23 protein-coding genes and 1 pseudogene are annotated in these 26,530 nt (G+C 73.7%); 16 read left to right on the top strand and 8 right to left on the bottom strand.

Features of this window, described 5'->3' with window-relative positions:
* Positions 1–3 precede the first annotated feature (3 nt).
* Positions 4–645: a response regulator transcription factor gene (locus CK485_RS13835; protein WP_109450372.1), complete on the top strand. Its 642-nt coding sequence runs from the start codon at positions 4–6 to the stop codon at positions 643–645.
* 7 nt (positions 646–652) lie between these two features.
* Here CK485_RS13835 and CK485_RS13830 read toward each other — a convergent pair whose 3' ends face one another.
* The gene (locus CK485_RS13830) at positions 653–2,251 is read right to left on the bottom strand and encodes an MFS transporter (protein WP_241968455.1); all 1,599 of its coding nucleotides are present in this window, start codon (positions 2,249–2,251) and stop codon (positions 653–655) included.
* Positions 2,252–2,491: 240 nt separating this feature from the next.
* Complete coding sequence (locus CK485_RS13825; protein WP_109452951.1) at positions 2,492–3,934, bottom strand: MFS transporter; 1,443 nt, start codon at positions 3,932–3,934, stop codon at positions 2,492–2,494.
* Between the two features lie 255 nt (positions 3,935–4,189).
* Between CK485_RS13825 and CK485_RS13820 the strand changes: the two genes are divergently transcribed.
* The 3 genes from CK485_RS13820 to CK485_RS13810 all read left to right on the top strand — a co-directional run bounded on the left by CK485_RS13820 (position 4,190) and on the right by CK485_RS13810 (position 6,726).
* Entirely contained in the window at positions 4,190–4,867 is a 678-nt protein-coding gene (locus CK485_RS13820) for a class I SAM-dependent methyltransferase (RefSeq protein ID WP_109450370.1), read from the top strand.
* 11 nt (positions 4,868–4,878) lie between these two features.
* A complete protein-coding gene (locus CK485_RS13815; protein WP_109450368.1) occupies positions 4,879–5,745 on the top strand; it encodes an N-acetylmuramoyl-L-alanine amidase in 867 nt (288 codons plus the stop codon).
* A 126-nt stretch (positions 5,746–5,871) separates the two neighbouring features.
* A complete protein-coding gene (locus CK485_RS13810) occupies positions 5,872–6,726 on the top strand; it encodes a DUF5336 domain-containing protein (protein ID WP_109450366.1) in 855 nt (284 codons plus the stop codon).
* Positions 6,727–6,814: 88 nt separating this feature from the next.
* On the opposite strand, the gene CK485_RS13805 is transcribed toward CK485_RS13810, so the two are convergent.
* The 4 genes from CK485_RS13805 to CK485_RS13790 form a co-directional block, all read right to left on the bottom strand.
* Entirely contained in the window at positions 6,815–7,480 is a 666-nt protein-coding gene (locus CK485_RS13805; protein ID WP_241968340.1) for a hypothetical protein, read from the bottom strand.
* A gap of 115 nt (positions 7,481–7,595) precedes the next feature.
* Positions 7,596–8,675 (bottom strand): prenyltransferase, encoded by a 1,080-nt coding sequence (locus CK485_RS13800; RefSeq protein ID WP_109450365.1) that lies wholly within the window; start codon positions 8,673–8,675, stop codon positions 7,596–7,598.
* Positions 8,672–9,406: a class I SAM-dependent methyltransferase gene (locus tag CK485_RS13795; protein WP_109450363.1), complete on the bottom strand. Its 735-nt coding sequence runs from the start codon at positions 9,404–9,406 to the stop codon at positions 8,672–8,674. Before CK485_RS13795 ends, CK485_RS13800 begins: the two co-directional genes overlap by 4 nt.
* A gap of 13 nt (positions 9,407–9,419) precedes the next feature.
* A complete protein-coding gene (locus tag CK485_RS13790; protein ID WP_241968339.1) occupies positions 9,420–10,733 on the bottom strand; it encodes a glycosyltransferase family 4 protein in 1,314 nt (437 codons plus the stop codon).
* A gap of 304 nt (positions 10,734–11,037) precedes the next feature.
* Here CK485_RS13790 and CK485_RS13785 point away from each other — a divergent pair, with 304 nt between their 5' ends.
* The 6 genes from CK485_RS13785 (at position 11,038) to CK485_RS13760 (ending at position 17,717) form a co-directional block, all read left to right on the top strand.
* Positions 11,038–11,676: a TetR family transcriptional regulator gene (locus CK485_RS13785; protein ID WP_109450359.1), complete on the top strand. Its 639-nt coding sequence runs from the start codon at positions 11,038–11,040 to the stop codon at positions 11,674–11,676.
* A 306-nt stretch (positions 11,677–11,982) separates the two neighbouring features.
* Entirely contained in the window at positions 11,983–13,239 is a 1,257-nt protein-coding gene (locus tag CK485_RS13780; RefSeq protein ID WP_109450357.1) for a prenyltransferase/squalene oxidase repeat-containing protein, read from the top strand.
* Positions 13,240–13,301: 62 nt separating this feature from the next.
* Positions 13,302–13,976, top strand: coding sequence for an SCO2322 family protein (locus CK485_RS13775; RefSeq protein WP_241968454.1), 675 nt, complete (start codon positions 13,302–13,304; stop codon positions 13,974–13,976).
* 23 nt (positions 13,977–13,999) lie between these two features.
* Entirely contained in the window at positions 14,000–15,181 is a 1,182-nt protein-coding gene (locus CK485_RS13770; RefSeq protein ID WP_109450355.1) for a CbiQ family ECF transporter T component, read from the top strand.
* Entirely contained in the window at positions 15,178–16,794 is a 1,617-nt protein-coding gene (locus tag CK485_RS13765) for an ABC transporter ATP-binding protein (RefSeq protein WP_109450353.1), read from the top strand. The genes CK485_RS13770 and CK485_RS13765 overlap by 4 nt, the downstream gene beginning before the upstream one ends.
* A complete protein-coding gene (locus CK485_RS13760) occupies positions 16,791–17,717 on the top strand; it encodes an ECF transporter S component (RefSeq protein ID WP_241968338.1) in 927 nt (308 codons plus the stop codon). The genes CK485_RS13765 and CK485_RS13760 overlap by 4 nt, the downstream gene beginning before the upstream one ends.
* 15 nt (positions 17,718–17,732) lie before the next feature.
* Here the strand turns inward: CK485_RS13760 and CK485_RS13755 are convergent, their stop codons facing one another.
* Positions 17,733–18,269 (bottom strand): tetratricopeptide repeat protein, encoded by a 537-nt coding sequence (locus tag CK485_RS13755; protein WP_158288211.1) that lies wholly within the window; start codon positions 18,267–18,269, stop codon positions 17,733–17,735.
* Positions 18,270–18,393: 124 nt separating this feature from the next.
* Between CK485_RS13755 and CK485_RS13750 the strand changes: the two genes are divergently transcribed.
* The 6 genes and pseudogenes from CK485_RS13750 to CK485_RS13725 all read left to right on the top strand — a co-directional run.
* Complete coding sequence (locus CK485_RS13750; protein ID WP_109450341.1) at positions 18,394–18,957, top strand: hypothetical protein; 564 nt, start codon at positions 18,394–18,396, stop codon at positions 18,955–18,957.
* Positions 18,958–19,004: 47 nt separating this feature from the next.
* The gene (locus CK485_RS13745; protein WP_109450339.1) at positions 19,005–19,277 is read left to right on the top strand and encodes a hypothetical protein; all 273 of its coding nucleotides are present in this window, start codon (positions 19,005–19,007) and stop codon (positions 19,275–19,277) included.
* Between the two features lie 145 nt (positions 19,278–19,422).
* Positions 19,423–19,791, top strand: coding sequence for a hypothetical protein (locus CK485_RS13740; protein ID WP_109450338.1), 369 nt, complete (start codon positions 19,423–19,425; stop codon positions 19,789–19,791).
* Positions 19,788–24,056, top strand: coding sequence for a DUF6531 domain-containing protein (locus CK485_RS13735; protein WP_146214539.1), 4,269 nt, complete (start codon positions 19,788–19,790; stop codon positions 24,054–24,056). The genes CK485_RS13740 and CK485_RS13735 overlap by 4 nt, the downstream gene beginning before the upstream one ends.
* A gap of 75 nt (positions 24,057–24,131) precedes the next feature.
* Positions 24,132–24,503 (top strand): hypothetical protein, encoded by a 372-nt coding sequence (locus CK485_RS13730; RefSeq protein ID WP_146214538.1) that lies wholly within the window; start codon positions 24,132–24,134, stop codon positions 24,501–24,503.
* Positions 24,504–24,557: 54 nt separating this feature from the next.
* A pseudogene (locus CK485_RS13725) lies at positions 24,558–25,208 on the top strand (TSUP family transporter); the annotation flags it as partial.
* A 26-nt stretch (positions 25,209–25,234) separates the two neighbouring features.
* Here the strand turns inward: CK485_RS13725 and CK485_RS13720 are convergent.
* Complete coding sequence (locus CK485_RS13720) at positions 25,235–26,404, bottom strand: steroid 3-ketoacyl-CoA thiolase (protein ID WP_109450331.1); 1,170 nt, start codon at positions 26,402–26,404, stop codon at positions 25,235–25,237.
* Positions 26,405–26,530: the final 126 nt, after the last annotated feature.

Below are 26,530 nucleotides of genomic sequence, written 5' to 3'. Positions count from 1 at the left end.
CGCATGACTGACGCTTCCGGCGAGTCCGCCGCCAGCGGCCGCGTGAAGGTCCTGCTCGCCGAGGACCAGGGCATGATGCGGGGCGCCCTCGCGCTGCTGCTGGGACTGGAGGACGACATGGAGGTCGTCGCCCAGGTCCCGGACGGCGAGGCCATCGTGCCGACCGCCCTCGGTGCGCGACCCGACGTCGCGCTGCTCGACATCGAACTCCCCGGCCGCAGCGGGCTGGACGCCGCCGCGGAGCTGCGCACCGCCCTGCCGGAGTGCCGGGTGCTGATACTCACCACCTTCGGGCGGCCCGGCTACCTGCGGCGGGCGATGGAGGCGGGCGCGTCGGGGTTCCTGGTCAAGGACGGACCCGTCGAGGAACTGGCCGCCGCGATCCGGAGGGTGCTGGCGGGCGAACGGGTCATCGATCCGGCGCTGGCCGCCGCCGCGTTGAGCGCGGGGCCCAACCCGCTGACCGTGCGCGAACGCGACGTGCTGACCGCCTCCGCGGACGGTGCCACGGTCGCCGACATCGCGGCCAAGCTGCACCTGTCGGAGTCCACCGTGCGCAACTACCTGTCGTCCGCCATCGGCAAGACCAGCACCCGCAACCGCACCGAGGCCGCCCGCACCGCCCGTACCAACGGCTGGTTGTGAGGCTCAGTCAACTTGGCGGGCGGTCAACTCCCGCCTGTGTCGGCGGCATTGCCCCCGGAGGCACCACAGCCCGCTCCCCCTGCGTGACCCGCGTCCCCGGGTGCCACAGCGCGACGAGGAACGCGACCGCGAGCGCCGCCGCCATGCCGTAGAAGACCGCCTGGTTGCCCTGGGCGAAGTCGTCGCGCACGGTCGCCATCGCGCCGCGCGCGAGCGTCGCCGCCGGGCCGTTGCCGGTGGGCGCGCTCGCGTTGCCACGGCCGGAGATGGACTGGCTGATCTGGTGGGCGACGTTGTGCGAGACGGACGGTGGGACGCCGCGGGCCTGGAACGAGGAGACGATGCGGTCGGTCGTGACGTGGCTCAGCACGGTGCTGAACACGGCGAGACCGATCGCGGCGGAGAAGTTGCGGACGGTCTGCGTGATGCCGGTGACCTCGCCGTAACTGGCGTCGATGGCACGGTTGACCGCGTCGGTCGAGGCGGGGGCGAGCAGGAAGCCGATGCCCGCGCCCGCCATCACCACGAACCACCACTGCCCGCTGAGCGAAAGGTCGGTCAGCTTGGCCGCCCACAACGCGAATCCCACCGCGCCGAGCGCCGTGCCCAGCAGCATCGCGGGCCGCGCGCCGTTGCGGTCCAGGATGCGCCCGCCGATCTGCGAGGCGACCGCGAACCCGGCGAAGAAGATGAACAGGTAGGAGCCCGCCTCACTGGGCGACATGCTCAGGCAGACCTGCCCGTAGACGGAGGCGAAGAAGAACAGCGGGACGAACGCCATCATGGCGAAGAACAGCACGCCGTTGTCGATGGCGAACGCCCGGTCGCGGAAGACCCGCAGTTTGATCAGCGGGTGGGCGGTGGCCAGTTCGACCCGGCAGAAGACCGCCAGGACGGCGAGACCACCCACGATGCACACCCACGTCTTCCAGTCGCCCCAGCCCCAGGTCGTCGACTGCTGGAGTCCGAGCACCGCACCGCCCATGCCGACGGCGACCAGCGCGGCGCCCCGCCAGTCCATCGCCTCGTGGCGCGGCCGGTCGCGCAGCCTGGCCATCAGCGTGAGGGTGACGGCGATGACGGCGACGGGCACGTTGACCCAGAAGATCGCCCGCCACGTCCACGTGGTCAGCCAGCCGCCGAGGATCGGGCCGAGCGAGGTCAGCGCGCCGGAGATGCCGAAGAACAGCGCCAGCGCGCGGCCCCTGCGCTCGACGGGGAAGACCGCGACGACCACGGCGAGCGCGGCCGGGAACAGCAGCGCGGCGCCGAAGCCCTGGATGGCGCGGCAGGTGACGAGCCAGGCCAGGGCGCCCGACCCCTTGGGCACCGCACCGCACAGCGCCGAGGCGACCACGAAGACGATCGTGCCGCCCAGCGCCACCCGGCGTGGCCCCAGCAGGTCGGCGAGCCGTCCGCCGAACGCGAAGAACGCGGCCAGCGAGAGCAGGTAGGCGTTGACCACCCACTGCATGCCGGACGCGGTCAGGTTCAGCTCGCTGATGATGTTGGGTGCCGCGATCGCGACGATGGTCTGGTCGATGAACGTCATCGAGACCGTGAAGAGCATGGCCGCAAGAACGAGGGTCTGGCGGCCCGGACGCATCGGCCCGCCGGAGACCACCACGTCCGATCGCTCGGCCGGGGGACTCGCGGCGGAGGGGGTACCGCTGCTCATGCGTTTGATTGTGAACCCGTGCGGGACGATCCGCAGCCGGAGTGATCACCGCGCCTGGCCCCCTCAGGAGCCGGAGTGATCACCGCGCCTGGCCTCCTCAGGAGCCGGTGGGCTCACCGCGCCGGGCCCCCTCGATCCCTGGGGGCGCCCGGCGCCCGCGATCGCCCCTCAGCCCGCCTTCACCGCGCGCGTCGCGGGCCGAGGCAGCGCCACCGCCATCAGCACCGCGGCGACCAGCAGGAAGCCGGTGGCGACGAGGAAGACCCTGCCGTATCCGGCGGCCAGCGCGGCGGCCGAGGTCGCCGTGCCGGTGCGGTCGGCGGCGACGGTGGCCAGGATGGTCAGGCCCAGCGCGCCGCCCATCTGCCGCGAGGTGTTGACCAGGCCCGAGACCAGTCCCGCCTCCGTCGGCGCGACCCCGGAGGTGGCCGCCGTGGCGAGCGGTGTCATCGAAAGCCCGGTGCCCAGCGACATCAGCACCGCGGGACCCAGGATCGTCCCGGTGAAGGTGCCGTGCGCGGTCATCCGGCTCTCCCAGGCGAAACCGGCCGCCTGCGCCAGCGCGCCCACCACGCACAGCAGCCGCGCGTCGACCCGGGCCATCAGCCGGGGCGCGAGCTTGGAGCCGAGGATGATCGACACCGTGAACGGCAGGAAGGCGAACCCGGCGCGCAACGGCGAGTAGCGCAGCACGTTCTGCATGTAGAGCGACATGAAGTACCACATCGAGAACATCGCGGAACCGCCCACCAGCATGATCGCGTTGCCCGCGGACACCGACCTGACCCGCAGCAGCCCCAGTGGCATCAACGGCTCCCGGGTCCGCGCCTGTACGACACCGAAGCCGGCCAGCAGCGCCGCCCCGCCCAGCAGCGGCACCAGCGCCCGGCCCGAACCCCAGCCGTACTGACCGGAGTTGACGATGCCGTAGGCGAGCGCGGCCACGCCCGAGGTCACCAGCAGCGCACCGGGCACGTCCAGCCTGCGCCGCGGCCCCTGCGCGCGGGACTCGGCCAGCCGCAGCGCGGCCACCACCAGGACGAGGGCGCCCACGGGCACGTTGACCAGCAGCACCCAGCGCCACGACAGGTAGTCGGTGAGGATGCCGCCGACCATGCCACCGGCCGCGCCGCCGCCCGCGCCGACCGCGGTCCAGGTGCCTATCGCTCGGGTACGGGCCGATCCCTCGGGGAAGTTGGTGGTGAGGATGGTCAGCGTGGCGGGCGACAGCACGGCGGCGCCCAGGCCCTGCACCGCCCGCGCCACGACCAGTTGCCACGGCTGCTGGGACAGCCCGCCGGCGAGGCTGGCGAGGGTGAACAGGGCGAGCCCCAGCAGGAAGACCCGCTTGCGCCCGAACAGGTCGGCGGCCCGGCCGCCCAGCAGCAGGAAGCCCGCGAACGTCAACGCGTAGGCGTTGACCACCCATTGCAGGCCGGTCGCGCTCAGCCCGAGGTCGCCGCGGATCGACGGCAGCGCCACGTTGACCACGGACACGTCGAGCACGACGAGGAACTGCCCGGCGCAGGCGGCGAGCAGCACCGCCCAGGCGGGCGGCGCGGGCCGCCGGTCCGTGCCGGAGGTGTTCAGCTGCGCGGTGAGGTCGGGCATGCTCGCCATGCTGTCGCGCGCCGCTGGAACGCGCATCGGATTTACGTCGTAGGTCCGGCGGCGTACAGCGCCCCTGCTCCGGGGTCCGCCGCAGTACGGGGAGTTCCGCCGCGGGCCGCAGACCGCAGGTCCCAGGCCGCTGCCCGCAGCCCGGAGCCCGCGGGCAGCCGGTGCCCGCGGGCAGCCGGTGCCCGCGGACCGCGGCGGCCCGCACCCGGGCGTCGTCCCGCGCGCCGCCTGCGGCACGATGTGGGCATGAGCAACCCCGCACCGCACCCCGAGGTCCTCGCCGCGTTCGAGAAGGCCAAGGGCTTCATGCCCGTCGACGAGGGCCTGGCCCTGTACGCCGCCGCCGTCGAGGCCGCCGCGCTGGGGCTGCCGCTGCTGGAGGTCGGCACGTACTGCGGGCGCTCCACGATCCTGCTGGCCGCCGCCGCGCGCGACGCGGGCGTGACCGCCGTCACCGTCGACCACCACCGCGGCAGCGAGGAGCAGCAGCCGGGCTGGGAGTACCACGACGCGGAGCTGGTCGACCCCGAGCTGACGGAGACCGGAGGGGACGGCGCGCGGACCGTGCGCATGGACACCCTGCCGACGTTCCGCAGGACGCTGTTCGCCGCGGGCCTGGAGGACCACGTGGTGGCCCTGGTCGGGCGCTCCCCGAGGGCCGCCGCGCTGTGGGGCCACCCGCTGGGCCTGGTCTTCGTCGACGGCGGGCACACCGACGAGCACGCCACGGCCGACTACGAGGGCTGGGCGCCGCACGTGGCACCCGGCGGCCTGCTGGTCGTGCACGACGTCTTCCCCGACCCGGCGGACGGCGGGCAGGCCCCGTTCCGGATCTACCGCAGGGCGCTGGAGTCGGGCGCGTTCACCGAGACGTCGGTCACGCGGTCCCTGCGCGTGCTGCGCCGGGTCGCGGAAGGCGTCTAAGGTCTACGCCCATGTCCAGCCCCACACGGCGCGGCACGGCCGTCGCGCTCGGGCTCGCCGCCCTCGTGACGGCGTGCTCGGCGCAGCGTCCGCCGGCTCCCCCCACCTCGCCGGCGCCGCGCGTCTCCCCCACCGTCCACGACTCCGGCGCCTCGCCCGGCAAGCCCCTGGCGGGCAAGGTCGTGGTGATCGACCCCGGCCACAACACCGGCAACCAGTACCACACGGCCGAGATCGACCGGCTGGTCGACATCGGCGGCAGCCGCAAGGCCTGCGACACCACCGGCACCGCCACCGACGCCGGCTACCCGGAGGCGGACTTCACGCTCGACGTCGCACGCCGGGCCCGGACGCTGCTGACGGCGCTGGGCGCGAAGGTGACGTTCACCCAGGACGGGAACCGGGCGTGGGGCCCGTGCGTGGACGAGCGGGCCCGGATCGGCAACGCGGCGCACGCCGACGCCGCCGTCTCGATCCACGCGGACGGCGCGGCCGTCGGCGATCGCGGCTTCCACGTGATCCTGCCCGCCGCGGTGCACGCGGGGATCGCGGACACCCGGCCGATCGTGGCGCCGTCCCGGACCCTCGGCATCGACCTGCGGAATCGATTCGCCGCCGACACCGGCGAGCCGTTCTCCAACTACGTGGGCCACGGCACCGCGTTGGACGTGCGCGGCGACCTCGGCGGGCTCGACCTGTCGACCGTGCCGAAGGTCTTCATCGAGTGCGGCAACATGCGCGATCCGCAGGACGCCGCGCGGCTGACCGACGCCTCCTGGCGGCAGCGGGCGGCACGGGGCATCGCGGACGGGATCGCCGCATACCTGGAGGGTTCCGGAGGCTCGGGACGCCTGGGGACGCCCGCCCAACCCGGCTGACCGGCACCAGGTCACACCCGTACGATGGGTCCCCCACCCCCCGCGCTCGCCCCCTGCCGGGACCGGGAGCGCCCCGTGCGTACCGGCGCCAGCGACGACCACCGAGACTGACGAAGGACACTCCACGTGAACATCCGCTCCCTCACCCGAGGAGACGGCGCGGTGATCGGTGCAGCCGTGCTGCTGCTGATCGCGTCGTTCCTCGACTTCTACAGCGTCAGCGACTGCGGCAACCTGTGCGGCCAGGTCCAGATGCCGTCCGGCTGGAAGTCCGAGATCTTCCCCGTGCTGCCCTCGGTGTTCCTCGCCGGCCTGATCGCCGCCGTGCTGATCGTGGCGGCGCGCCTGCTGCCGCAGAACCGCAGGGTCGCCGGGCTCACCCTGGACCAGTGGGGCACCGCGCTCGCGGTGTTCGCGGCGTGGAGCGCGCTGTGGTCGCTCATGGGCGGCGGCTCGCAGCTCAGCCCCGGCGCCGGTGCGATCCTCGGTCTGGTGGCGACCCTGGTGCTGGCGGCGGCGGCCATCGCCACGCCGCGGGTGCCCGCGCTGAAGGCGGCGCTGCTGGGCGCCCCGAAGCCGCAGCAGGCCTTCCCCGGCCAGCAGCCCTTCGCCCCCGGCCCCGGCCAGCCCGGCGGCGGTTACGGCTACCCGGGCCAGCCGCACGGCTACGGTGCCCAGCCGCAGCAGCCGGGGGCCCCGATCGGGGGCGTGCAGCCCGCCCCGGCCGCGGCGCAGGGTCATCAGGCGGCCGCCGCGCAGCCTCAGCAGGCCGCGCACGCGCAGGACTTCGCGCCGTTCTGGTTCGCGGTGCCGGTGGCCCGGCCGCTGTACCCGGAGGACGGCTCACCGACCCCGCTGGCCGAACTGACCCCCGGCACCTGGTACCTGGCGGTCGACCAGCGCGGTTCCGCGCTGGTGGCGCAGACCCAGGACGGGCGCCGCGGCGTCCTTCAGGACACCACGGGCATCCAGCGCGGCTGACCGCCCGCCTGCTCGCCGCACGACGGCCCCCTCCGCACCGGCGGAGGGGGCCGCCTTCGTCAACTCCCGCATGAGCGGGCCGCGTTGGTCAGCTTCCGCTCTTGAGCTGGCTGAGCGAGGGGACCTTGTCGGTGACGTTGTCGCCGTCCTTCTTGGCCGTGGACTTCACGTCGTTGATGGTGTCCTGGAAGGACTTGACCGTGCTGTCCGGCGACTCGCCCTTCTTCAGCTTGGACGGCAGCGCCTTGAGCGAGTCGACACTCCTGGTCAGCGGCGCGACCAGCTTGGCGAGCGTCTTGTCGCCCTGCGCGTCGTGCAGCGCGGCCTTGAGCCGGTTGTAGGTGAACGCTCCGGCCAGGCCCGCCTTGACCAGCGCGAAGGTACGGCCCTTGGCGCCCTTCTTGAACGTGCCCGCCTTGTACGGCTTGTAGATCCACTGGTACGTCGCCCCCGCGGCGAGCGAGGAGTTGAGCACGAACTTCGTCTTCGCCAGCTTCACCGGCGAGGTGGAGGAGTCGGCCGCCGCACCCGTCGCGGGCGCCGCCGCCGGGGGGCTCGCCGCGGCCGTGGCACTCGCACCGGCCGCCGCCCTGTGGCCGCCGCCGCACGCGGTCAGCGTCATCAGCACAGCGGCCAGCAGCAACGCGACCAGCCCGCGGGCGCGCGTCCCCGAGGCGGGACGCGGGGGCCGCCTCGTCGTGCGGGACGGCGGACCTGACGGGCTGAGCGGCGGGCCGGACGGGCGAGTGGACATGGGTCCTCCGTGGGCGGGGGCGGGCATCCCTGCGAGCGTCACGGCGCCGCCACCGCCCCGCCACCGGAGCGCCCCCATCCGGAGGACGCACGGCGCGTTCCGCGGGGTCAGCCCCTCAACAGCAGCTCTCCGCCGGGTCGTCGAGCCCCAGCGGCAGCCGGTCGCCGCCGAAGACCGCCGTCGTCGCCTCGTCCCCGCCGAGCGCGGCGACCGCCAGCAGCAGCGCGCCCGCCGTCCAGGTGGTGCGCTCCTCGGGCCAGACCGCGTCGTCCTCGAAGACGTACCCGGTCCAGTACATGCCGTCCTCGGCACGCAGGTGCTGGATGTCGGTGAGCAGGCGCACCGCGCGGTCCGACTCGCCGATCGCCCACAGCGCGAGGGCGAGTTCGGCGCTCTCCGCCCCGGTCACCCACGGGTTGGGCTCCACGCAGCGCACCCCGAGGCCGGGGACGACGAAGCGGTCCCAGCCCTCCTGGACGCGGGCGCGAGCGGCGTCGCCGCGCAGCGCCGTGCCCAGCACCGGGTAGTACCAGTCCATCGAGTGCGGCTTGGCCAGGAACCGCTCCGGGTGGTGGACGATCGCGTGCCGCAGCCTGCCGGTGGCCAGTTCCCAGTCGGGCTGCGGGTCCTCGCGTGCCTCTGCGACGGCGAGCGCGCAGCGCAGCGCGTGGTAGACCGACGAGCAGCCGGTCAGCAGCGCCTCGCGCGGGAAGCTCCCGTCGTCGTCGCGTTTCCAGGCGATCTCGCCGCCGGGCAGTTGCAGCGCGAGCACGAACTCGACCGCGGCGAACAGGTGCGGCCACATCACGTCCAGGAAGGCGTCGTCGCCGGTGGACAGGTAGTGGTGCCAGACGCCGACCGCCACGTAGGCGCAGAAGTTGGCCTCCCGCCCGCGGTCCTTGGGCGATCCTTCCGCGCCGCCGGAGTAGTCGTACGCCGCGTACCAGGAGCCGTCCGCGTTCTGGACCCGGGCCAGCCACGCGTACGCCGCCGCCGCGCGCGCGTGCTCGCCCGCCGCGTCCAGCGCCATCGCCGCCTCGACGTGGTCCCACGGGTCGAGGTGGCCGCCGTCGAACCACGGTATGGCGCCGTCCGGCCGCTGCACGCAGGCGATCCCGGCGACCGTCCGGGCGGCCTGCCCCGCGGTGAGCACCCCGGGCAGGACCAGGTGCTCGGTGCGCCCGGGAGAGGTCACAGGGCGGCCCCGGCCGGCAGGTGCGGCTTGGTGGCGTACGCGACGAAGCTCTTGCCGATCAGCGGGTTGAGCGCCTGCTCGGCGAGCCGGGTGGCCAGCGGCTTCTTCATGATGTCCCAGACCAGCAGCTTGTGGTACGCCTTCACCGGCAGCGCCTGGTCGTTGTCCACGCCGACCGCGCACTTGATCCACCAGTACGGGGAGTGCAGGCCGTGCGCGTGGTGGGTGCCGTACGGTTCGAGACCGGCCTCACGCATCCGCTCCAGCAGTTGGTCGCCGCGGTAGATGCGGATGTGGCCGCCCTCGACCTCGTGGTAGGCGTCGGACAGCGCCCAGCAGATCTTCTCCGGCAGCCAGCGCGGCACGGTGACCGCTATCCGGCCGCCCGGCCGCAGCACCCGCACCATCTCGGCGAGCACGCCCTTGTCGTCCGGGATGTGCTCCATGACCTCGGAGATGATCACGACGTCGAAGCTGGCGTCGGGGAACGGCAGCCGCAGCGCGTCGCCCTCCATCGCGACGGCGGAGGCGCCCGCCGGTGCCTCCCCCGCCTCCTTCATGGCGGCGAACCACTTGGCGACCTCGCGGATCTCCTCGCCGTTGCGGTCGAGGGCCACCACGTTGGCGCCGCGCCGGTAGCACTCGAAGGCGTGGCGGCCCGCGCCGCAGCCGAGGTCGAGCACCCGGTCGCCGGGGGCGAGCGGGAAGCGGGAGAAGTCGACGGTCAGCACGTGGACTCTGCTTTCAGTTGGAGGTGCTGGGGGTGGTCCTGGGTCGCCGTCCTGCGGCGGTGACGGCCTCGCGGTAGCGCCGCACCGTGCCGCGCGCGGCCTCCTCCCAGGTGAAGCGTGTCAGGACCCGGGTGCGGCCCGCCGCGCCGAGCCGCAAGCGCAGCCCGGCGTCCCCCAGCAGGCGGTTGAGCGCCACGGCGAGCGCGTCCGGGTCCCCCGGCGGCACGGCCAGGCAGGTCTGCCCGTCCGGCCCCGCGACCTCGGGGATGGCGCCGCCGGTGGTGGCGACCAGCGGCGTGCCGGTGGCCATCGCCTCGGCGGCGGGCAGCGAGAAGCCCTCGTAGAGCGACGGCACGCAGGAGATCTGGGCGCTGCGCACCAGGTCGACCAGCTCGGTGTCGCTGATCCCCTTGACGAACTCCACCGCACGGGTGAGTCCGTGCCGTGCGATCGCGTCGGCGACCGGGCCCTTGTCCGGGCGCTTGCCGACGACGACGAGGTGGGCGCCGGGGTGCTCGCCGCGGACCTTCGCCAGCGCCTCGACGAGGTGGACCAGGCCCTTGAGCGGGACGTCGGCGCTGGAGGTGGTGACGATGCGCCCGGGCACCTCGGGCACCGAGGGGTCGGGCGAGAACAGGCGGGTGTCGGCGCCGATCGGCACGACGTGCACCCGCTCGGGGCGCACCCCGAGGTCGGCGACGATCTCGCGGCGTGAGGAGCCGGAGACGGTCAGCACCGACGGCAGCCTGCGCGCCACCCGCTTCTGCATCTGCACGAAGCCGTACCAGCGGCGCACCGACAGCCGCCGCTTGACGCCGGTCGCGGCGGCCAGGTCCAGGCGGCGGTCGACGGTGATCGGGTGGTGGATGGTGGTGACCAGCGGCAGACCCGCCCGCTCCAGGCCCAGCAGCCCGTAGCCGAGCGTCTGGTTGTCGTGCACCACGTCGAACTCGCCGCGCCGGGCGGCCAGATGGCGGCGGGCGCGCAGCGAGAAGGTCAGCGGCTCGGGGAAGCCGCCGGTCCACATCGTGGCGACCTCCAGCGCGTCGATCCAGTCGCGGAACTCCTCGCGCCGCGGGGTGCGGAACGGGTCCGGCTGGCGGTACAGGTCGAGGCTGGGCAGTTCGGTGAGGGCCACCCCGGGCACTTCGTCGAGCACCGGGTACGGCTGGGCGCCGATGACCTCGACGCTGTGGCCGAGCCGGGCGAGTTCGCGGGAGAGGTGGCGCACGTAGACGCCCTGTCCGCCGCAGAAGGGGTTGCCCTTGTAGCTCAGCAGCGCGATCCGCAGCGGCCGGTCGCCGTCGCCGTCCCGGACCCCGTTCACCTGGGGCACCGGCGGCCTGCGCCCGACTGCCTCAGCGGCCTCAGCTGGCACTCACGGCCCCCTTCTCACTGCGATCAGCCGGAGCGTAACCGGCGGCGCTAATCTAGAACAAGTTTCAGACCCGGGGGTTCGACGGACCTCGAATCTACCGGCCGGGAACCGGGCCGCCAGAGGCGGATCAGGTGATTCGCGCCACGGCTCGGCGTGCTGCCATCATGCGCACACGCCCGGCGCGCCGCGAGCGCGGGCGCACGCCGCGCACGAGCCGCGGAACACGCACGGACGAGCCAACGGAACGGGGCACATGGCCACAGAATCCCGACCGGCCTCCGCGCCCCTGACCGAGCGTCAGGAGGCCCGGCGCCGGCGCATCCTGCACGCCAGTGCCCGGCTGGCCGGGCGCGGCGGGTTCGACGCCGTGCAGATGCGGGAGGTGGCCGAGACCTCGCAGGTCGCGCTCGGCACGCTCTACCGGTACTTCCCGTCCAAGATCCATCTGCTGGTCGCCACCATGCAGGACCAGCTCCAGCAGTTGCACGAGACGCTGCGCAAGCGCCCGCCGAGCGCGCCGGAGCCCTCGGAACGGGTCGCCGAGACGCTGATGCGGGCCTTTCGCGCGTTGCAGCGCGAGCCGGACCTCGCGGACGCCATGGTGCGCGCGGTGATCTTCGCCGACCGCTCGGTCGGCGAAGAGGTGGCCGCCGTCTCCCGGCTGACCACGGCGATCATCCTGGACGCGATGCGGCTGCCGGGCCCGCCGACCGCCGAGCAGCTGTCCGCGGTACGCGTCGTCGAGCACACCTGGCACTCGGCGCTGGTCACCTGGCTGTCGGGCCGCGCGTCGATCACCCAGGTCCGCGCCGACATCGCGACCGCGTGCCGCCTGATCGACCTGACGGCACCCACCGCCGATCCGGGGCGCGAACGGCAGCACGTAAAGTGAGGGCGACCGAACAGTCGACAAAACGATCGTGTGCGCCCGGGGAAAGCCGGTGGGATTCCGGCGCTGACCCGCAACCGTGACGCGTCCGCCCGACCCGGGACGGACGCCCAGCCGGAGTGCCCGTCCGCACGCGTGAGGCTCCCGGTGACGACGCGCGAGCGCCGCCACCGGCACCGTCGAGGAAACGCGGAGCCGGAGCCCGGTGCCGTGCCCCCGCCCGCCGCGGGGGCACGCGGCGGCGCGCCGTGCCGCGCTCCGCGTTCGCGAGGTCGCTCGTCACGTCTCCCGAAAGGCACCGAACACGCCATGGCCCTCCGCCTCGCCGTGACCCGATCCCTGGGCGCCCTGGTCGCCGCCGCCGCGCTCGGCGCCGCGGTGGTCCCGGTCGCCTCCGCGGCCTCCCCGTCGCCGTCCGCGCCGCCGAAGCTGCCCGCGGGGCTGTACGGGGCGAGTGACCCCACGTACGACGGGGTGTGGCGGCAGGCCACCGCGCTGCTGGCGCTTGACGCGGTGAAGACGGCACCGCCCGCGGCGGCGGTGGACTGGCTGACCGGCCAGCAGTGCGCGGACGGCGGCTTCACCGCGTACCGCGCGGACACCGCGCAGCCGTGCGCGGCGAAGAACGAGGACACCAACTCCACCGGCCTGGCCGTGCAGGCGCTGGCCGCGCTCGGCGGGCACCAGGCGGCCGTGGCGAAGGCGGTGACCTGGCTGAAGGGGATGCAGGACAGCGACGGCGGCTGGGGCTACCAGCAGGGCGCGGCCACCGACGCCGACTCCACGGCCGTCGTCGAGGGCGCGCTGACCGCCGCCGGGCAGCAGCCCGCTCAGATCACCAAGGACGGCAGGAACGGGATGGACGCCCTGCGCGGGCTCCAGCTCGGCTGCGACGCCCCGCAGGCGCAGCGCGGCGCGTTCGCGTACCAGCCGGACCCCAAGGGCGGGAAGCTCACCGCCAACGACAAGGCGACCACCGACGGCGTCATCGGCGCGCACGGCTCCGGCTACCTGATCGCCGCGCCCGCGGCCGACAGCGCGCCGAAGGCCCCGGCCTGCCCGTCCGGCTCCTCGGCGAAGCCGGGCGACGCGAACGCCTCAGCGCAGGCCGGGTCCGCCTACCTGGCCGGCGTGCTGGACGCGGGCGGGCAGCACCTGACGACCGCGCAGCCCGGCTCCACCACCAGGACGCCGGACTACTCGACGACCGCGGACGCGGTGCTCGCGCTCGCCTGTGACGGCCACCTCGCGGCGGCGAGGAAGCCGTACGACTGGCTGGTGGCCAACGCCTCCGGGTGGGCCAAGGACAACCCGGCCGCGCTCGGCCAGCTGGTCCTGGCCTCGGCTGCGGTCGGCGCCAACCCGCACGACTTCGGCGGCACCGACCTGGTGCGGCAGCTGGCCGGCACCGGGCCGCGGGGCAGCGCCGCGCCCGCACCGTCCGCGAGCAGTGACAACAGCACCGGCAAGGGCGGCGGCGAGAGCGTCTGGTGGGTCGTCGGCGTCGGCCTGGTCGCGGGCGTCGGCATCGGCTTCGCGCTCAGCCTGCGCAGGAAGCGGGGCTGAGGGTGCGGGCCGCGCCGCGGACGCCGGCCGCGGGGGCTCGGCACCTCGTACGGTCCTGGCTGCTGCCGCTGCTCCTGCTCGCCCTCTGCGCGACGGCCGCCTCGCTGGTCGCCGCGAGCCCGGCGCGGGCGGTCGGATACCGCTACTGGTCGTTCTGGGAACGCACCGGCTCCGCCTGGACGTTCGCCCGGACCGGCCCGGCGATGACCGACCCGGCGGACGGCTCGGTGGAGGGCTGGCGGTTCGCGGTGAGCGCGGACTCCGCCGACGCGGTCAAGCCGCGCGGGGCGGCGGCGTTCGCGACGATCTGCGCGGGCACGCCGCCGCGGCCGGGCACCAAGCGGGTCGCGCTGGTGCTGGACTTCGGCACGTCGCGGGACGCCCCGGACGGCGAGACCCCGCCGGCCGGGCGCGCCTCCTGCGCCCGCGTGCCCGAGGACGCCACCGCGGCCGACGCGCTGGCGGCGGTGGCCAAGCCGCTGCGGTACGACGCGAGCGGGCTGGTCTGCGCGATCACCGGCTACCCGGCCACCGGCTGCGGTGAGCAGGTCTCCTCGGGCGGCGCCACCGGCTCCTCCCCCGCCCCGGCCGCGTCCGGCTCGGCGGGCGCGAACGGCGGTCCCGGCGGCGGCGGTTCGGACCCCGGCCCGTCGCTGGGCGTGCTCGCCGGGGGCGCGGTCGTGCTGGTGCTCGGCGCGGGCGCGGCCTGGCAGGTGCGCAGGCGGCGCGAGCGATGACCCGCGCCCGGTCGTCACGAGCGATGACGCGCGCCTGCTCGTCGGCGGCCCCGGCGCGGGCCGGCCGGTCCAACGCGCTGCACGCGGGCGCCTGGTGGGTGTGGGCGCTGGGCCTGGCCACCGCGGCGTCGCGCACCACCGATCCCTTGCTGCTCCTGCTCGTCGTCGCGGTCGCGGGCTACGTCGTCGCCGCCCGGAGGACCGACGCGCCCTGGGCCCGCTCCTACGGCGCGTTCCTCAAGCTCGGCGTGTTCGTGCTGGGCGTCCGCGTGGTCTTCGCGATCGTCCTGGGCTCCCCGATCCCGGGCACCCACACGCTGTTCACCCTGCCCGAGATCCCGTTGCCGCACTGGGCGCAGGGCGTGCGGCTCGGCGGCCGGGTCACCGCGGAGGGCGTGGCGTTCGCCGCGTACGACGGCCTGAAGCTGGCCACGCTGCTGGTCTGCGTCGGCGCCGCCAACGCGCTGGCCAACCCGGCGCGGCTGCTGAAGTCGCTGCCCGGGGCGCTGTACGAGGCGGGGGTCGCCGTCGTCGTGGCGATGACCTTCGCGCCCCACCTCGTCGCCGACGTCGGCAGGCTGCGCGCCGCGCGCCGGATGCGGGGCCGCGCCGACACCGGGATCAGGGCGCTGGCGCAGGTCGGACTGCCGGTGCTGGAGGGCGCGTTGGAGCGTTCGGTCGCGCTGGCCGCCTCGATGGACGCGCGCGGTTACGGCCGCACCGCCGACGTCCCGCGCGGCGTGCGACGGCTGACCGCCGCGCTGACGCTGGGCGGGCTGCTGGGCGTGTGCGTCGGCTCGTACGGGCTGCTGGCGGCGCAGGGCGCGGGCTTCGGGGCGCCGCTGCTGGCGGCGGGCCTGGCGGCGGCGCTGGCCGGGCTGTGGCTGGGCGGGCGGCGCAGCGTGCGCACCCGGTACCGGCCGGACCGCTGGGGCACCCGGGCCTGGCTGGTGGCAGGTTCCGGGATCGCGGTGGCGGCGCTGACCGTCTGGGCGGCGTCCTACGACCCCGCCGGGCTCGACCCTCCGGCCGTTCCGCTGTCCGCGCCGACGCTGCCGCTGTGGCCCGCCGTCTCGCTGCTGCTGGGGCTGGTGCCCGCGGTGGTGGCGCCGCTGCCCGCGCGGGCTGTCGGACGCGGCCCCGCGACCGTACCCGTGCCGCAGGACAGGGCGCGCGTGAACGTGCCCGAGCAGGAGGCGAGTTGATCCACTTCGAGAACGTCTCGGTCACCTACGCCGACGCCGACCGCCCGGCGATCAGCGGTGTCGGACTCACCGTCGAGGAAGGCGAGTTGTGTCTGCTCGCCGGGCCTTCGGGGGTGGGCAAGTCCACGTTGCTCGGCGCGGTGAGCGGGCTCGTGCCGCACTTCACCGGCGGCCGTCTCGGCGGCCGGGTCACCGTCGCCGGGCGCGACACCCGTACCCACAAGCCGCGTGAACTCGCCGACGTGGTCGGCACGGTGGGCCAGGACCCGCTGGCGCACTTCGTGACCGACGTCGTCGAGGACGAACTCGCCTACGGCATGGAGTCGTTGGGGATCGCGCCGGACGTGATGCGGCGGCGCGTCGAGGAGACCCTCGACCTGCTGGGCCTGGCCGAGCTGCGCGACCGCCCGCTGGCGACGCTCTCGGGCGGTCAGCGGCAGCGGGTGGCGATCGGCTCGGTGCTCACCGTGCACCCGAAGGTGCTGGTGCTGGACGAACCGACCTCCGCGCTCGACCCGGGCGCCGCAGAGGAGGTCCTCGCGATACTGCAACGCCTCGTGCACGACCTGGGCACCACCGTCCTGCTCGCAGAACACCGCCTGGAGCGGGTCGTGCAGTACGCGGACCGCGTGGTGCTGCTGCCCGGCCCCGGCGAGCCCCCCGTGGTGGGCGACCCCGCCTCGGTGATGGCGGTCTCGCCGGTGTTCCCGCCGGTCGTCGCGCTGGGCCGGATGGCGGGCTGGTCGCCGCTGCCGCTGTCGGTACGTGACGCGCGACGGGCGGCCGGGACGCTGCGGGAGGCACTGGCGGGACGCTCGCCCGCTCCGGTGGCCGCCCCCGCCGCGGACGGCGAGCCGGTCGTACGGGTGTCGGGCCTCGCGGTGCGGCGCGGCAGGACCGAGGCGTTGCGCGGCGTGGACCTGGCGGTGCGGCCGGGCGAGGCGATCGCGTTGATGGGTCGCAACGGCGCGGGCAAGTCCACGTTGCTGGGCACGTTGACCGGCCTGCACCAGCCCGCATCCGGCGCGGTGCGCGTGGACGGCGTCGTGCCGCACCGCACGGCGCCGCGCCGACTGGTGCGCCACGTGGGGCTGGTGCCGCAGGAGCCGCGCGACCTGCTGTACGCGGACACGGTGGCCGGTGAGTGCGCGGCGGCGGACGACGACGCGGGCGCCGCGGCCGGGACCTGCCGGGCGCTGGTGGAGGAACTCCTGCCCGCAGTGCCGGACGGCACGCACCCGCGCGACCTGTCCGAGGGCCAGCGTCTCGCCCTGGCGCTGGCGGTCGTCCTCACCGCGCGTCCCCCGCTGCTGCTGCTGGACGAGCCGACCCGGGGCCTGGACTACGCGGCGAAGGCCCGCCTCGTCGCCCACCTGCGCGCGCTCGCGGCCGGGGGCCACGCGATCGTGCTGGCCACGCACGACGTGGAGCTGGCGGCCGAACTCGCCCACCGGGTGGTCGTCCTGGCCGACGGCGAGGTGGTGGCCGACGGCCCGACCGCGCAAGTGGCCGTCTCCAGCCCCGCGTTCGCGCCGCAGGTGTCGAAGGTGCTGCGCCCGCAGGACTGGCTGACGGTGAGTCAGGTCGCGGGGGCGATGGGATGGCCGGGGTGAGCGGGATCCGTGGGGCACGCGGGGCGCGGGCGGTGCGGCTCGGCCCGCGCTCCGTCGCGGCGCTGGCGCTGATCACCGCGATCGGGGTGGTGGCGTTCGGCTGGCCGCTGCTGGCCTCGCCGGGCTCGGGCCTGGCGCACAGCGCGGACGCGCCCTGGCTCTTCGCCGCGTTGCTGCCGTTGCTGCTGGCCGTGGTCGTCGCGGCGATCTCCGATACGGGCCTGGACGCCAAGGCGATCGCGATGCTGGGTGTGCTGGCGGCGGCCGGTGCGGCGCTGCGGCCGCTGGGCGCCGGGACGGCGGGCATCGAGCCCATGTTCTTCCTGATGGTGCTGGCGGGCAGAGTGCTCGGCCCGGGCTTCGGCTTCGTCCTCGGCGCGCTGTCGATGTTCGCCTCGGCGCTGCTGACCGGCGGGGTCGGCCCGTGGATGCCGTTCCAGATGCTCAGCATGGGCTGGGTCTCGATGGGCGCGGGGCTGCTGCCGCAACGGCCGCGCGACAGGCCGGAGCTGGCGCTGCTCGCGGTCTACGGCGCGCTGTCGGCCCTGCTGTACGGCACCGTGATGAACCTCCAGGGCTGGCCGTACATCGCGGGCATGGCGTCAGGCGTGAGCTACGTCCCCGGCGCGCCCCTGGCGTCCAACCTGACCCGCTTCGCGGCGTACGACCTGACGACGTCCCTGGGCTGGGACCTCCCCCGAGCGGCCCTGACCGCCACACTGACCCTCCTCCTGGGCAAGCCCCTGCTGAAGGCGCTGCGCAGGGCCACCCGAAGGGCGGCGTTCGAGACGGAGGGGGATTTCGGGGAGGCGGACCTTGCGGGGGCGGCGAGGAGTCCGGGCGGGGAGTCGGGGGGTTCCGGCGGGGCCAGGAGTTCCGGCGGGGTAGGGAGACTTAACGGGGAGGCGGGCGGCGGCGCGTAGTCCGGCGGGCGATGCTCATGGCAGAGCCCCGGGGAGCCCCGGTCCCCCGCCGCGGACAGCCAGTCGAAGTGCCTCACGCGTAGCCATTACCAGCGCCGGATCACCCAAGGTCTCGCGCAGCGCCAGTGCTTCACGCAGCAGTGCGACGGCCTCAGCGATGCGACCCTGGTCGACGCGTTGCTTGCCGAGGTGCTGGAGGCAGAAGTGGACGGCCGCAGGCCGCACTTCGCGTGCGGTGCGCAGCGCGTCGCGGTAGTGCCGCTCGGCGCCGTCGAGATCGCCGTCGTAGCGGTGTGCGTCGCCGAGGTTGATGTGGACGGCGACGGCCTGCCGCTCGTCCGCGAGCGCGAGCGCCCGCCGAAGTACGGTACGGGCCTGCTCGTACCGCCCGAGCACGATCAGCCCGACGCCCGCCTCGCGGAGCCTGGCGCACGGTGCCGAGGCGTCGTCGAGCAACCGTCGCACGACGTGCTCGACCGCCTCTGCGTCCACCGGGACCATGCGTCCGGCGTCGTCGTGACGGATCAACCCGTCCAGCGGGGCGTTCGCCACCGAGCCCCCTTTCGACGGGTCCGACGCGTCGAGCGTAGGGCGGCTTGGGGGCGGCACGAAGGGCGGCCGACGGCCGACTGGAAGGCGGGGCGGTGATGTCAGTGGCAGTGGGTAGGTTGAGGACATGTCGTACCAGAACCCCTACAACTCGTCTCCCAACGAGGAAGGTTGGCCCGCTCCCCCTCCGCCGGAGGGTCCGCAGGCCTATCAGCGGCCGGGCGGCGCGTCGCCGTGCGGAGAGAACGCATACGGCCAGAACCCGTACGCGCAGAACCCGTACCAGCAGCCCTACCCGCCCTACCCGGGCGGTCCGGTGGCGACCGCGCCGGCCGTGGAGATGCCGGGGCCGGTGAAGGCGGCGCGGGTGCTCGCGTACGTGGCGTTCGGGCTGCTGATACTGGGTGCGGTGATCGGCGGGGCGCTGGCGGGGCCGGTCGTCGCGGGTGCGATCGTGGGTGGGGGCTTCCCCGTGATCGGGCTGTTCGTCTGCGCGTTGCTGTTCCACCGCGCGGGTCCGGCCTGCCGGGTGACCGCCATCGTCTTCGCCTCGCTGACGATCGCCTCCGGTCTGGCCGCCCTGGGCCGCAGCCCCGGCACGGGCCTGATACCGCTGGCCCTGTCGGTAGCCGTGGTCGTCAACCTCTCCCGCAGCGTCTCGGGCGACTGGTTCCGCAGGCCGCGCGCCTGAGAGAACGGTAGGGTGCCCCGGCCGGGTGCGCGCGGGAGGAGAATGGCATGGCCGGGATCCTGGTGTGGGGCGGGTTGCTCGTGATGACGGTGACGACGCTGTGGCGCGGTTGCCGTCGCGCGGGATCAGGCCCGCGACGCGGCGAGTCGGCACGCGGGCCTGTCGCGGCGCTCGTCCCGCCGGCCGTCGCGGTGGCCGCGCTGTTCGCCACGCACCGCCTGACCACCGACGCGTTGCTGCCCTGGCTCGGCGCGCTCTACTGGGGCGTGACCGCGAGCGAACTCCTCGTCATCCGGCGGGCCCGCGTGCACGCTTCGTAAGGCGGGGGCGGCTGGTTCCAGCCTCTTCGCCGGACGCAGCCCAACACCCAGCCGCCGGGCTGCCCGTGCGGGGGTGGCCGTACTCACCGCTGGCCGCCTACCTGGTGTCACCTAGGATCGGCCGGGGACGGGAGGGGGTTGCCGCATGGGTGACAGCGGCAAGGTGCTGGACATCAAGACGGCGGACCTGAAGGTGTCGGCGCCGGTGTTCCAGACGCAGGCGGAGGCGCTGAGTTCGGCGTTGACGACATTGATCAAGACGCTGGACGGCCTGGGTACGCCGTGGGGTGAGGACAAGCAGGGCAAGGAGTTCGAGAAGGCCTACTCGCCGCAGCAGAAGGCGATCGAGAGCGCGACCGGCGTTCTCGTCCTCGGGCTGACGAGCATTCACGAGGCGATGTCGGACATGGCTGACGGTCACGTCGCCAACGACCAGGTGATCGCCGGCATGTTCACGAAGGCGAAGGCGCAGCCTGCGGCCGCCGCGCGACAGCCGGGGGACGCGGCGCCGTGAGCCTTGAAGACGACGCCAAGGCCATTCTGCTCAAAATGGGCCTGTGGTGGCCCGACGCCAACTCCGGCACGCTGCGTACGGCCGCCGGTGCGTGGCGGACGTTCGCGACCGCCGTGGACGACGTTCGCACACCGGTGAACAACACGGCCGCCTCTCTCGTCCACAACAACTCGGGTGAGGCGATCGACGCCTTCGAGGTCTTCTGGGGCCGGTACGCGAAGGGCAAGGACGGCGGCTGGCTGAGCGACCTGTCGCAGGCGGCGGGAAAGATGGCCGACGCCCTGGAGAAGTTCGCGGACGTCGTGGACCACGCGGTCGCGAAGCTGTGGACGCAGATCGGCATCGACGCCGCGGCGATCGCCGGGAGCATCACGCTCGCGTTCTTCACCGCGGGCGCCTTCTCCGCCGGGGTGGCGGCGGTGGCGGACGGCATCATCGCGATGGGAGAGGCGCTCGCGGTGAGCGTCTCGGAAGAGGTGGCCACGATCGCCGCGGGCACGCTGGTGTCGGCGGCTTTCGGCGGGGTGCAGTCGGTGACGGTGGACCTGGCCGTCGCCCAGCCTCTGGCCATCGCCACCGGCACGCAGCAGCATCTGAGCCTGGACGAGGTCGCCCAGGCGGCGAAGGACGGCACGATCTCCGGCGCCATGATGGGCGGCGGCGTGGGCGTGCTGAAGGCGGGCGTCGACAGCGCGTTCAGCAACGGCGTGCCGCTCATGCTGTATCCGCCGTCATTGCGCCCGGATCTCGTCGACCTGGGGCCGGCCGCCCGCGCCGGGGACGACATCCCTTGCGTCAACGACCCCGTCGACGTGGCGACCGGCGCCATGCTGATGCGGCAGACCGATCTGACGCTGCCGGGAATCCTGCCGCTGGTCTTCGAACGCACCCATCAGTCATCCTATCGCGGCGGGGTCTGCTTCGGGCCGGTGTGGGCCTCGACGCTGGACGAGTGCTGCCAGATCGACGGCGAGGGCGTGGTGTTCGCCGCCGCGGACGGCAGGCGACTGGTCTACCCGGTGCCGCGGCCGGGCGAGCCCACGATGCCGGTGAAGGGCGCTCGCCTGCCTCTGGTGTGGGACGGCGCGCCGGAGGGCACGATCGAGGTCACCGACCCCGACACCGGCGTCGTGCGCACCTTCACCGCCGCCGTTCCATCCGCGACCCCCGGTGTCTTCCACCTCCCGCTCGACAGCCTCCGGGACCGCAACGGCAATCGGATCGACATCGAACGCGACGCGCACGGCCTGCCGGTGGGGTTGCGGCACTCGGGCGGGTACTACCTGGCCGTGGACACCGCGGGCCCGCGCGTGACGGCGCTGCGCCTGCTGGACGAGCCGCCGTCCCGCTATGACGACGGCGCGGACCGGGACGCCGGAACGGTGGTGGTCCGCTACGGCTACGACGAGGCCGGCAACCTCACCGAAGTCGTCAACTCCAGTGGCTCGCCGCTGCGTTTCGCGTACGACGACCAGGGGCGGGTGCGCCGGTGGGCCGACCGCAACGGCACCTGGTTCGCCTACGCCTACGACGAGCGGGGCCGGGTGGTCCGCACGGAGGGCGTCGACGGCATCCTGTCGGCGTCCTTCTCCTACGACGACGCGACCCGCACGACGACGTACACCGACTCCCAGGGCCATCGCTCGACTTACCGCCACACCGTCGACGGACAGGTGGCGCAGGAGACCGACGCTCTCGGCAACACCACCCGCACCCGGTGGGACGCCCACGGCGACAAACCGCTCGCGATCACCGATCCGCTCGGCCGCACCACGACTTACGCCTACGACGCCTATGGCCGCCCGACCCAGGTCACCCTGCCGGACGGTTCGGTGGCCCGGGCCGCGTACAACCAGCTCGGTCTGCCGGAGGAGGTCGTCGAGCCTGGCGGGGCGACCTGGCGCCACACCTACGACGACCGGGGCAACCTCCTCAGCACGACCGACCCGACGGGAGCCGAGACCCGCCGCACCTACGACGACGGGGGGCGGCTGACGAGCGTCACGGACGCGCTGGGCGGCATGCGGGCGTTCACCATGAACGCGGCGGGCCTGCCGGTGGCGCTCACCGACGAACTGGGGCACGTCACCGCCGTACTCCGCGACCCCTTCGGCAGGGTCGCCGAGATCACCGACCCGCTCGGCCGCGTCACCCGCCTCACCTGGACGACGGAGGGCAGGCCGCGCCGACGCGAACACCCGGACGGCACCCATGAGTCCTGGACCTGGGACGGCGAGGGCAACCTCCTGTCCCACACCGACCAGGCCGGCAACATCACTCAGCACACTCCGGGCCCGTTCGACCTGCCGGCCCAGCGCCTCGACCCGGACGGCGCCGCGTACGCCTTCACCTACGACACCGAGCTGCGCCTGACCGGTGTCACCAATCCTCAGGGCAGGACCTGGTCGTACACCTACGACGCCGCCGGCCGCCTGACCGCGGAGACGGACTTCAACGGCCGCACCCTGCGCTACGGCCACGACGCGTCCGGCGCCCTGATCTCCCGCACGAACGGCGCGGGCGAAACGCTCGCCTTCACCCGCGATGCCCTCGGCCGCGTCACGCAGCAGCGTGCGAGCAACGGCGAGGTGACCACGTACGCCTACGGCGACGACGGCCGCCCGGCCCGCATCGCGAACCCGGACGCCGAGATCCTCACCACCTACGACGCACTGGGCCGCACCCTCACCGAATCGGTCAACGGCCGTGCCACGCGCTACGCCTACGACCCACTCGGCCGCCGCGTCCTGCGCACCATGCCCAGCGGACTGACCTCCCGGTGGACTTACGACCCGGCGGGCCGGCCCACCGCCCTCACCACGGACACAGGCACCCTCACCTTCTCCTACGACGCGGCAGGCCGCGAAACACACCGCCGCATCGGGCCGGACGTGGCGCTGACCCAGGTCTGGGACGACGCGGACCGCCTGAAGTCGCAGTCCCTGACGGCGAAGTCCCCCGCGACGCAGCCCATCCAGCAGTTGCAGTACCGCTCCTACGCCTACCGCGCCGACGGCTACGTCGAGGAGATCCGCGAACTCACCTCGGGCACACGCCGGTTCGCACTGGACCCGGTGGGCCGTATCACCGCGGTCCGTGCCCATGGCTGGACGGAGGCCTACGCCTACGACGCGGCAGGCAACCTGACCACCGCCCGAGCCCCCGGCCACCCGGCCCCCGGCGAGCGGCAGTTCGACGGCGTGCTGATCCGCAGCGCGGGCAGCACCACGTACGAACACGACGCGCAAGGCCGCGTGGTCCGCAAGACCCGCAAGCTGCTGAACGGCCAACGCCAGACGTGGAGGTACCGCTGGAGCCCGGAAGACCGCCTCACGGAACTGGTCACGCCGGACGGCGAGCGCTGGCGGTACCGCTACGACCCCCTCGGCCGCCGCATCGCCAAACAGCGGATGCCGGAGGGCGACCAGGCCACCGACCACGAAGACTTCACCTGGGACGGCACGACCCTGGCGGAACGCGTCTCGCCCGATGGCACGACCACGACGTGGGACTACGCCCCCGGAACCCACCGCCCCCTGACCCAGACCGACCACCACCCCACCCCACAAGACCCGGGCCGCCGCTCCCTGGCCGCCCTCACCGAAGCAACGGACCGACCTCCCGTCCGCTTCCACGCGATCATCACCGACGCGGTCGGCACGCCGATGGAACTGGTCGACCCCTCAGGCGCCCTCGCATGGCAGCAACGAACGAGCAGTTGGGGGGCAAGGCTTTCCGGCACTGCGGATTCGGAAAAGGTGAACTGTCCGTTCCGCTTCCCCGGACAATATCGGGACGCGGAATCCGGTCTGCACTATAACCTCTACCGGTACTACGATCCGGAAATTTCCAGATATATCAGCCAAGACCCTTTGGGACTTGAGCCGAGTCTCAATCCGGCGCACTATACGGCAAACCCTCTTACTGTCGTGGATCCGCTCGGTCTCGCGCCTTGCCCAGGACCCAAGATCGACCTCACCTACGCCAGACAGGTAAGCGGGCGATTCCCGAAGACAGCAGGGCCCGATGAGATCCTCGTTCGCCGCAAGGACGACGGATCAGTGACTGCGTACGCTGTCTACGACCAGAACGGGATACCCGTAAAGCGTGTGGACGTGGACCTAGACTCGGCTCCCCATGGAGGAGTTCCGCCGCCACACGTCCTGGAGATGCACAAGAATGTGAACCCCAGGACGGGGCAGGTGTTCTACACTTGGGACAAAATGCCGCGGCCGGCACGGCCAGAGGAAATACCAGATGATTAAGGATGGACATTGAGGGCGGAAGATTATCCTGAGATCCAGTCGTGGATGAATTCCGTCCAAGGCGAAGTAGATTCCGTGGACTTCCTGACGCAACACGCTTCACTGGCGATCGTCCTGGCCCTGTCCGATATTTTCTGGCCAGCGTTCATTGAGGTCCGTAACTGCATCCTGCGGGAACGGTCGTACGAGGAACAGAATCTCGATGCCTGGTTCCAGGCCACCTCCGGCGACCGGGCATCCATTGAATCGACCTTGAACCAGTTGAAGCTCTGGCAGGTCATCGAGTGCAAAGAGACTGTCGAGGACGATGCCGCCCTCCATCGCATCGCCCGCGTGATCGCGAACTGCTGGCGTGCAGCACTCAAGGAGAGTTTCCCGCAGGAGGAGTTCGACGTGCGACTGTTGAAGACGCCCGACGGCCCGATCGTGACATTTTCGACGAGCTGAGCTGAAGCGCAGGGACGGGAACAGCGCAGTAGCCTGCCCGATCGGCGAAGAGGAATTCGTGCCACGGCTCGCTCCGCCTCGCGTTCTGTAGTCAACCATCGGGAACTCGTGGAGCTGCGCGGCACCCGCGCGCTGGTCCTCCTGCTGGCGGCCGGAGCGGTGGCCGGCGCTCTGGCCGCCCGCCTCGCCCCGGCCGGCCTGGCCCGCGCGGCGTTCGTCGCCTACGTCGCGGTGACCGTCGTCGACCTGCTCCTGCGTCCGGGCTTCCTGCGCCCGCGGGCCCCGGCGGCGCGGGCGCGGGCCGAGGCCGTTCCGCGTCCGCTGCCTGCCGTCCTCGGCGCGCCGGTCGGCGCGGTCGCCGCGTTCCTCGGGGTGGGCGGCAGTGTGATGACCGTGCCCGCGATGCGGCGTGCCGGGCACCCGACGCGGGTGGCGACCGCGCCGGCCAACCCGCTCACCCTCGCGATCGCGGTCCCGGCCGCCACGGTGTCCCTGCGGGGCGCGGCGGTCCCGGCCGCGGTGGACGCGCACGTGCGGCTGGTCGGCCTCGTCGACCCGCGTGCCGCCGCCGCGCTGCTGCTCGGCGCGCTGCCGGTGATCGCGGTGCTGCGCCGCCGCCCGCCGCGCATCCCCGACCGCCTCCACGCCTGGGCGTACATCGGCCTGCTGGGGACGGTGACGGCCGCGATGGTGCTGCCACCGTGAGGCGTCCGCCCTGAGCCCCTCACGGGCTACAGCCTCCGCAGGATCGTCCCCGCGGCCAGCGCTCCCTGCGCGCACGTCGTGATCAGGGCGAACTCCCGGTCGGCGCGCTCCAGTTCGTGCAAGGCCGTCGTGATCAGGCGGGTGCCCGCCGCGCCGGCCGGGTCACCGAGGGCGATCGCTCCCCCGTTGACGTTCACCTTGTCCAGGTCGGCGTCGAAGACCTGGGCCCAGCTCAGCACCACGGACGCGAACGCCTCGTCGACCTCGACGACGTCGACGTCCCGCAGCGTCATGCCCGCCTTCCCCAGCACCGCCCGCGTCGCGTCGACCGGCCCGTCGAGGTGGAAGCGCGGGTCGGCGCCCACCAGCGCCTGCGCCACGACGCGCGCTCTCGGCCGCAGCCCCAGCGCCTTCGCCATGCGCTTGGACGCCCACATCACCGCCGCCGCGCCGTCCGCGGCCGGGGCGGTGCTGCCCGCCGTGTGCACCGCCCCCGGCATCACCGGACTCAGGGCGGCCAGCGCGTCCGCACTCGCCTCGCGCGGCCCCTCGTCGCGTTCGAGGTACCGCCATACGCCCTGGCCCGCGGCCTGTTCCTCGTGGGTCGTCGGCACCTGCACGGGGTAGGTCTCGCGCTTGAAGCGCTCCTCCGCCCATGCCCGCGCCGCCCGCGTCCGCGACAGCAGCGCGAACGCGTCGGTGCGCTCCCGGGTCAGGCCGCGCCGGGCGGCGATGCGTTCCGCGGCGTGGAACCGGCCGGGCAGGTCCACGTTCCACTCGTCGGGTAACGGTCCGCCCGGCCCGTGCTGGGACGCGCTGCCCGGCGGCACCCGCGACACCGACTCCACCCCGCAGCCGATCCCGACGTCGATCACGCCGGCCGCGATCATGGCGGCGACGACGTGGTTGGCCTGCTGCGACGAACCGCCCGCGCAGTCCACGGTGCTGGCGGCCGTCTCGTACGGCAGCCCCGCCGCCAGCCACGCCGTGCGCGCCGGGTTCGCCGACTGCTCGCCCGCGAGCGTGGCCGTGCCGCCGACGACCTGCTCGACGCAGTCCGGCTGGATGCCGGTGCGCTCCAGGAGTTCCCGGTACGTCTCCCCCAGCAGGCGGGCGGGGTGCAGGGCGGCCAGCGCGCCGCCGCGTGCGCCGACGGGGGTGCGCACCGCCTCGACGATGACGGGTTCAGGGGCCATGAAGCTCGTCCTCTCCTCGGCCCCGGGCGGCGTCCCGGCGCCCGGAGCGGAACGGGTACGCGTTCCGTTGATCCGGCACGTTTGTATTACCCGGGGTACGGCCACGCAAGGGTCGCGCACGGAAAC

Origin of the sequence: Streptomyces sp. ICBB 8177 (assembly GCF_003144095.1) — a bacterium.
Classification (GTDB): Bacteria; Actinomycetota; Actinomycetes; order Streptomycetales; family Streptomycetaceae; genus Streptantibioticus_D.
This window is presented reverse-complemented; position numbering and strand designations above follow the sequence as displayed.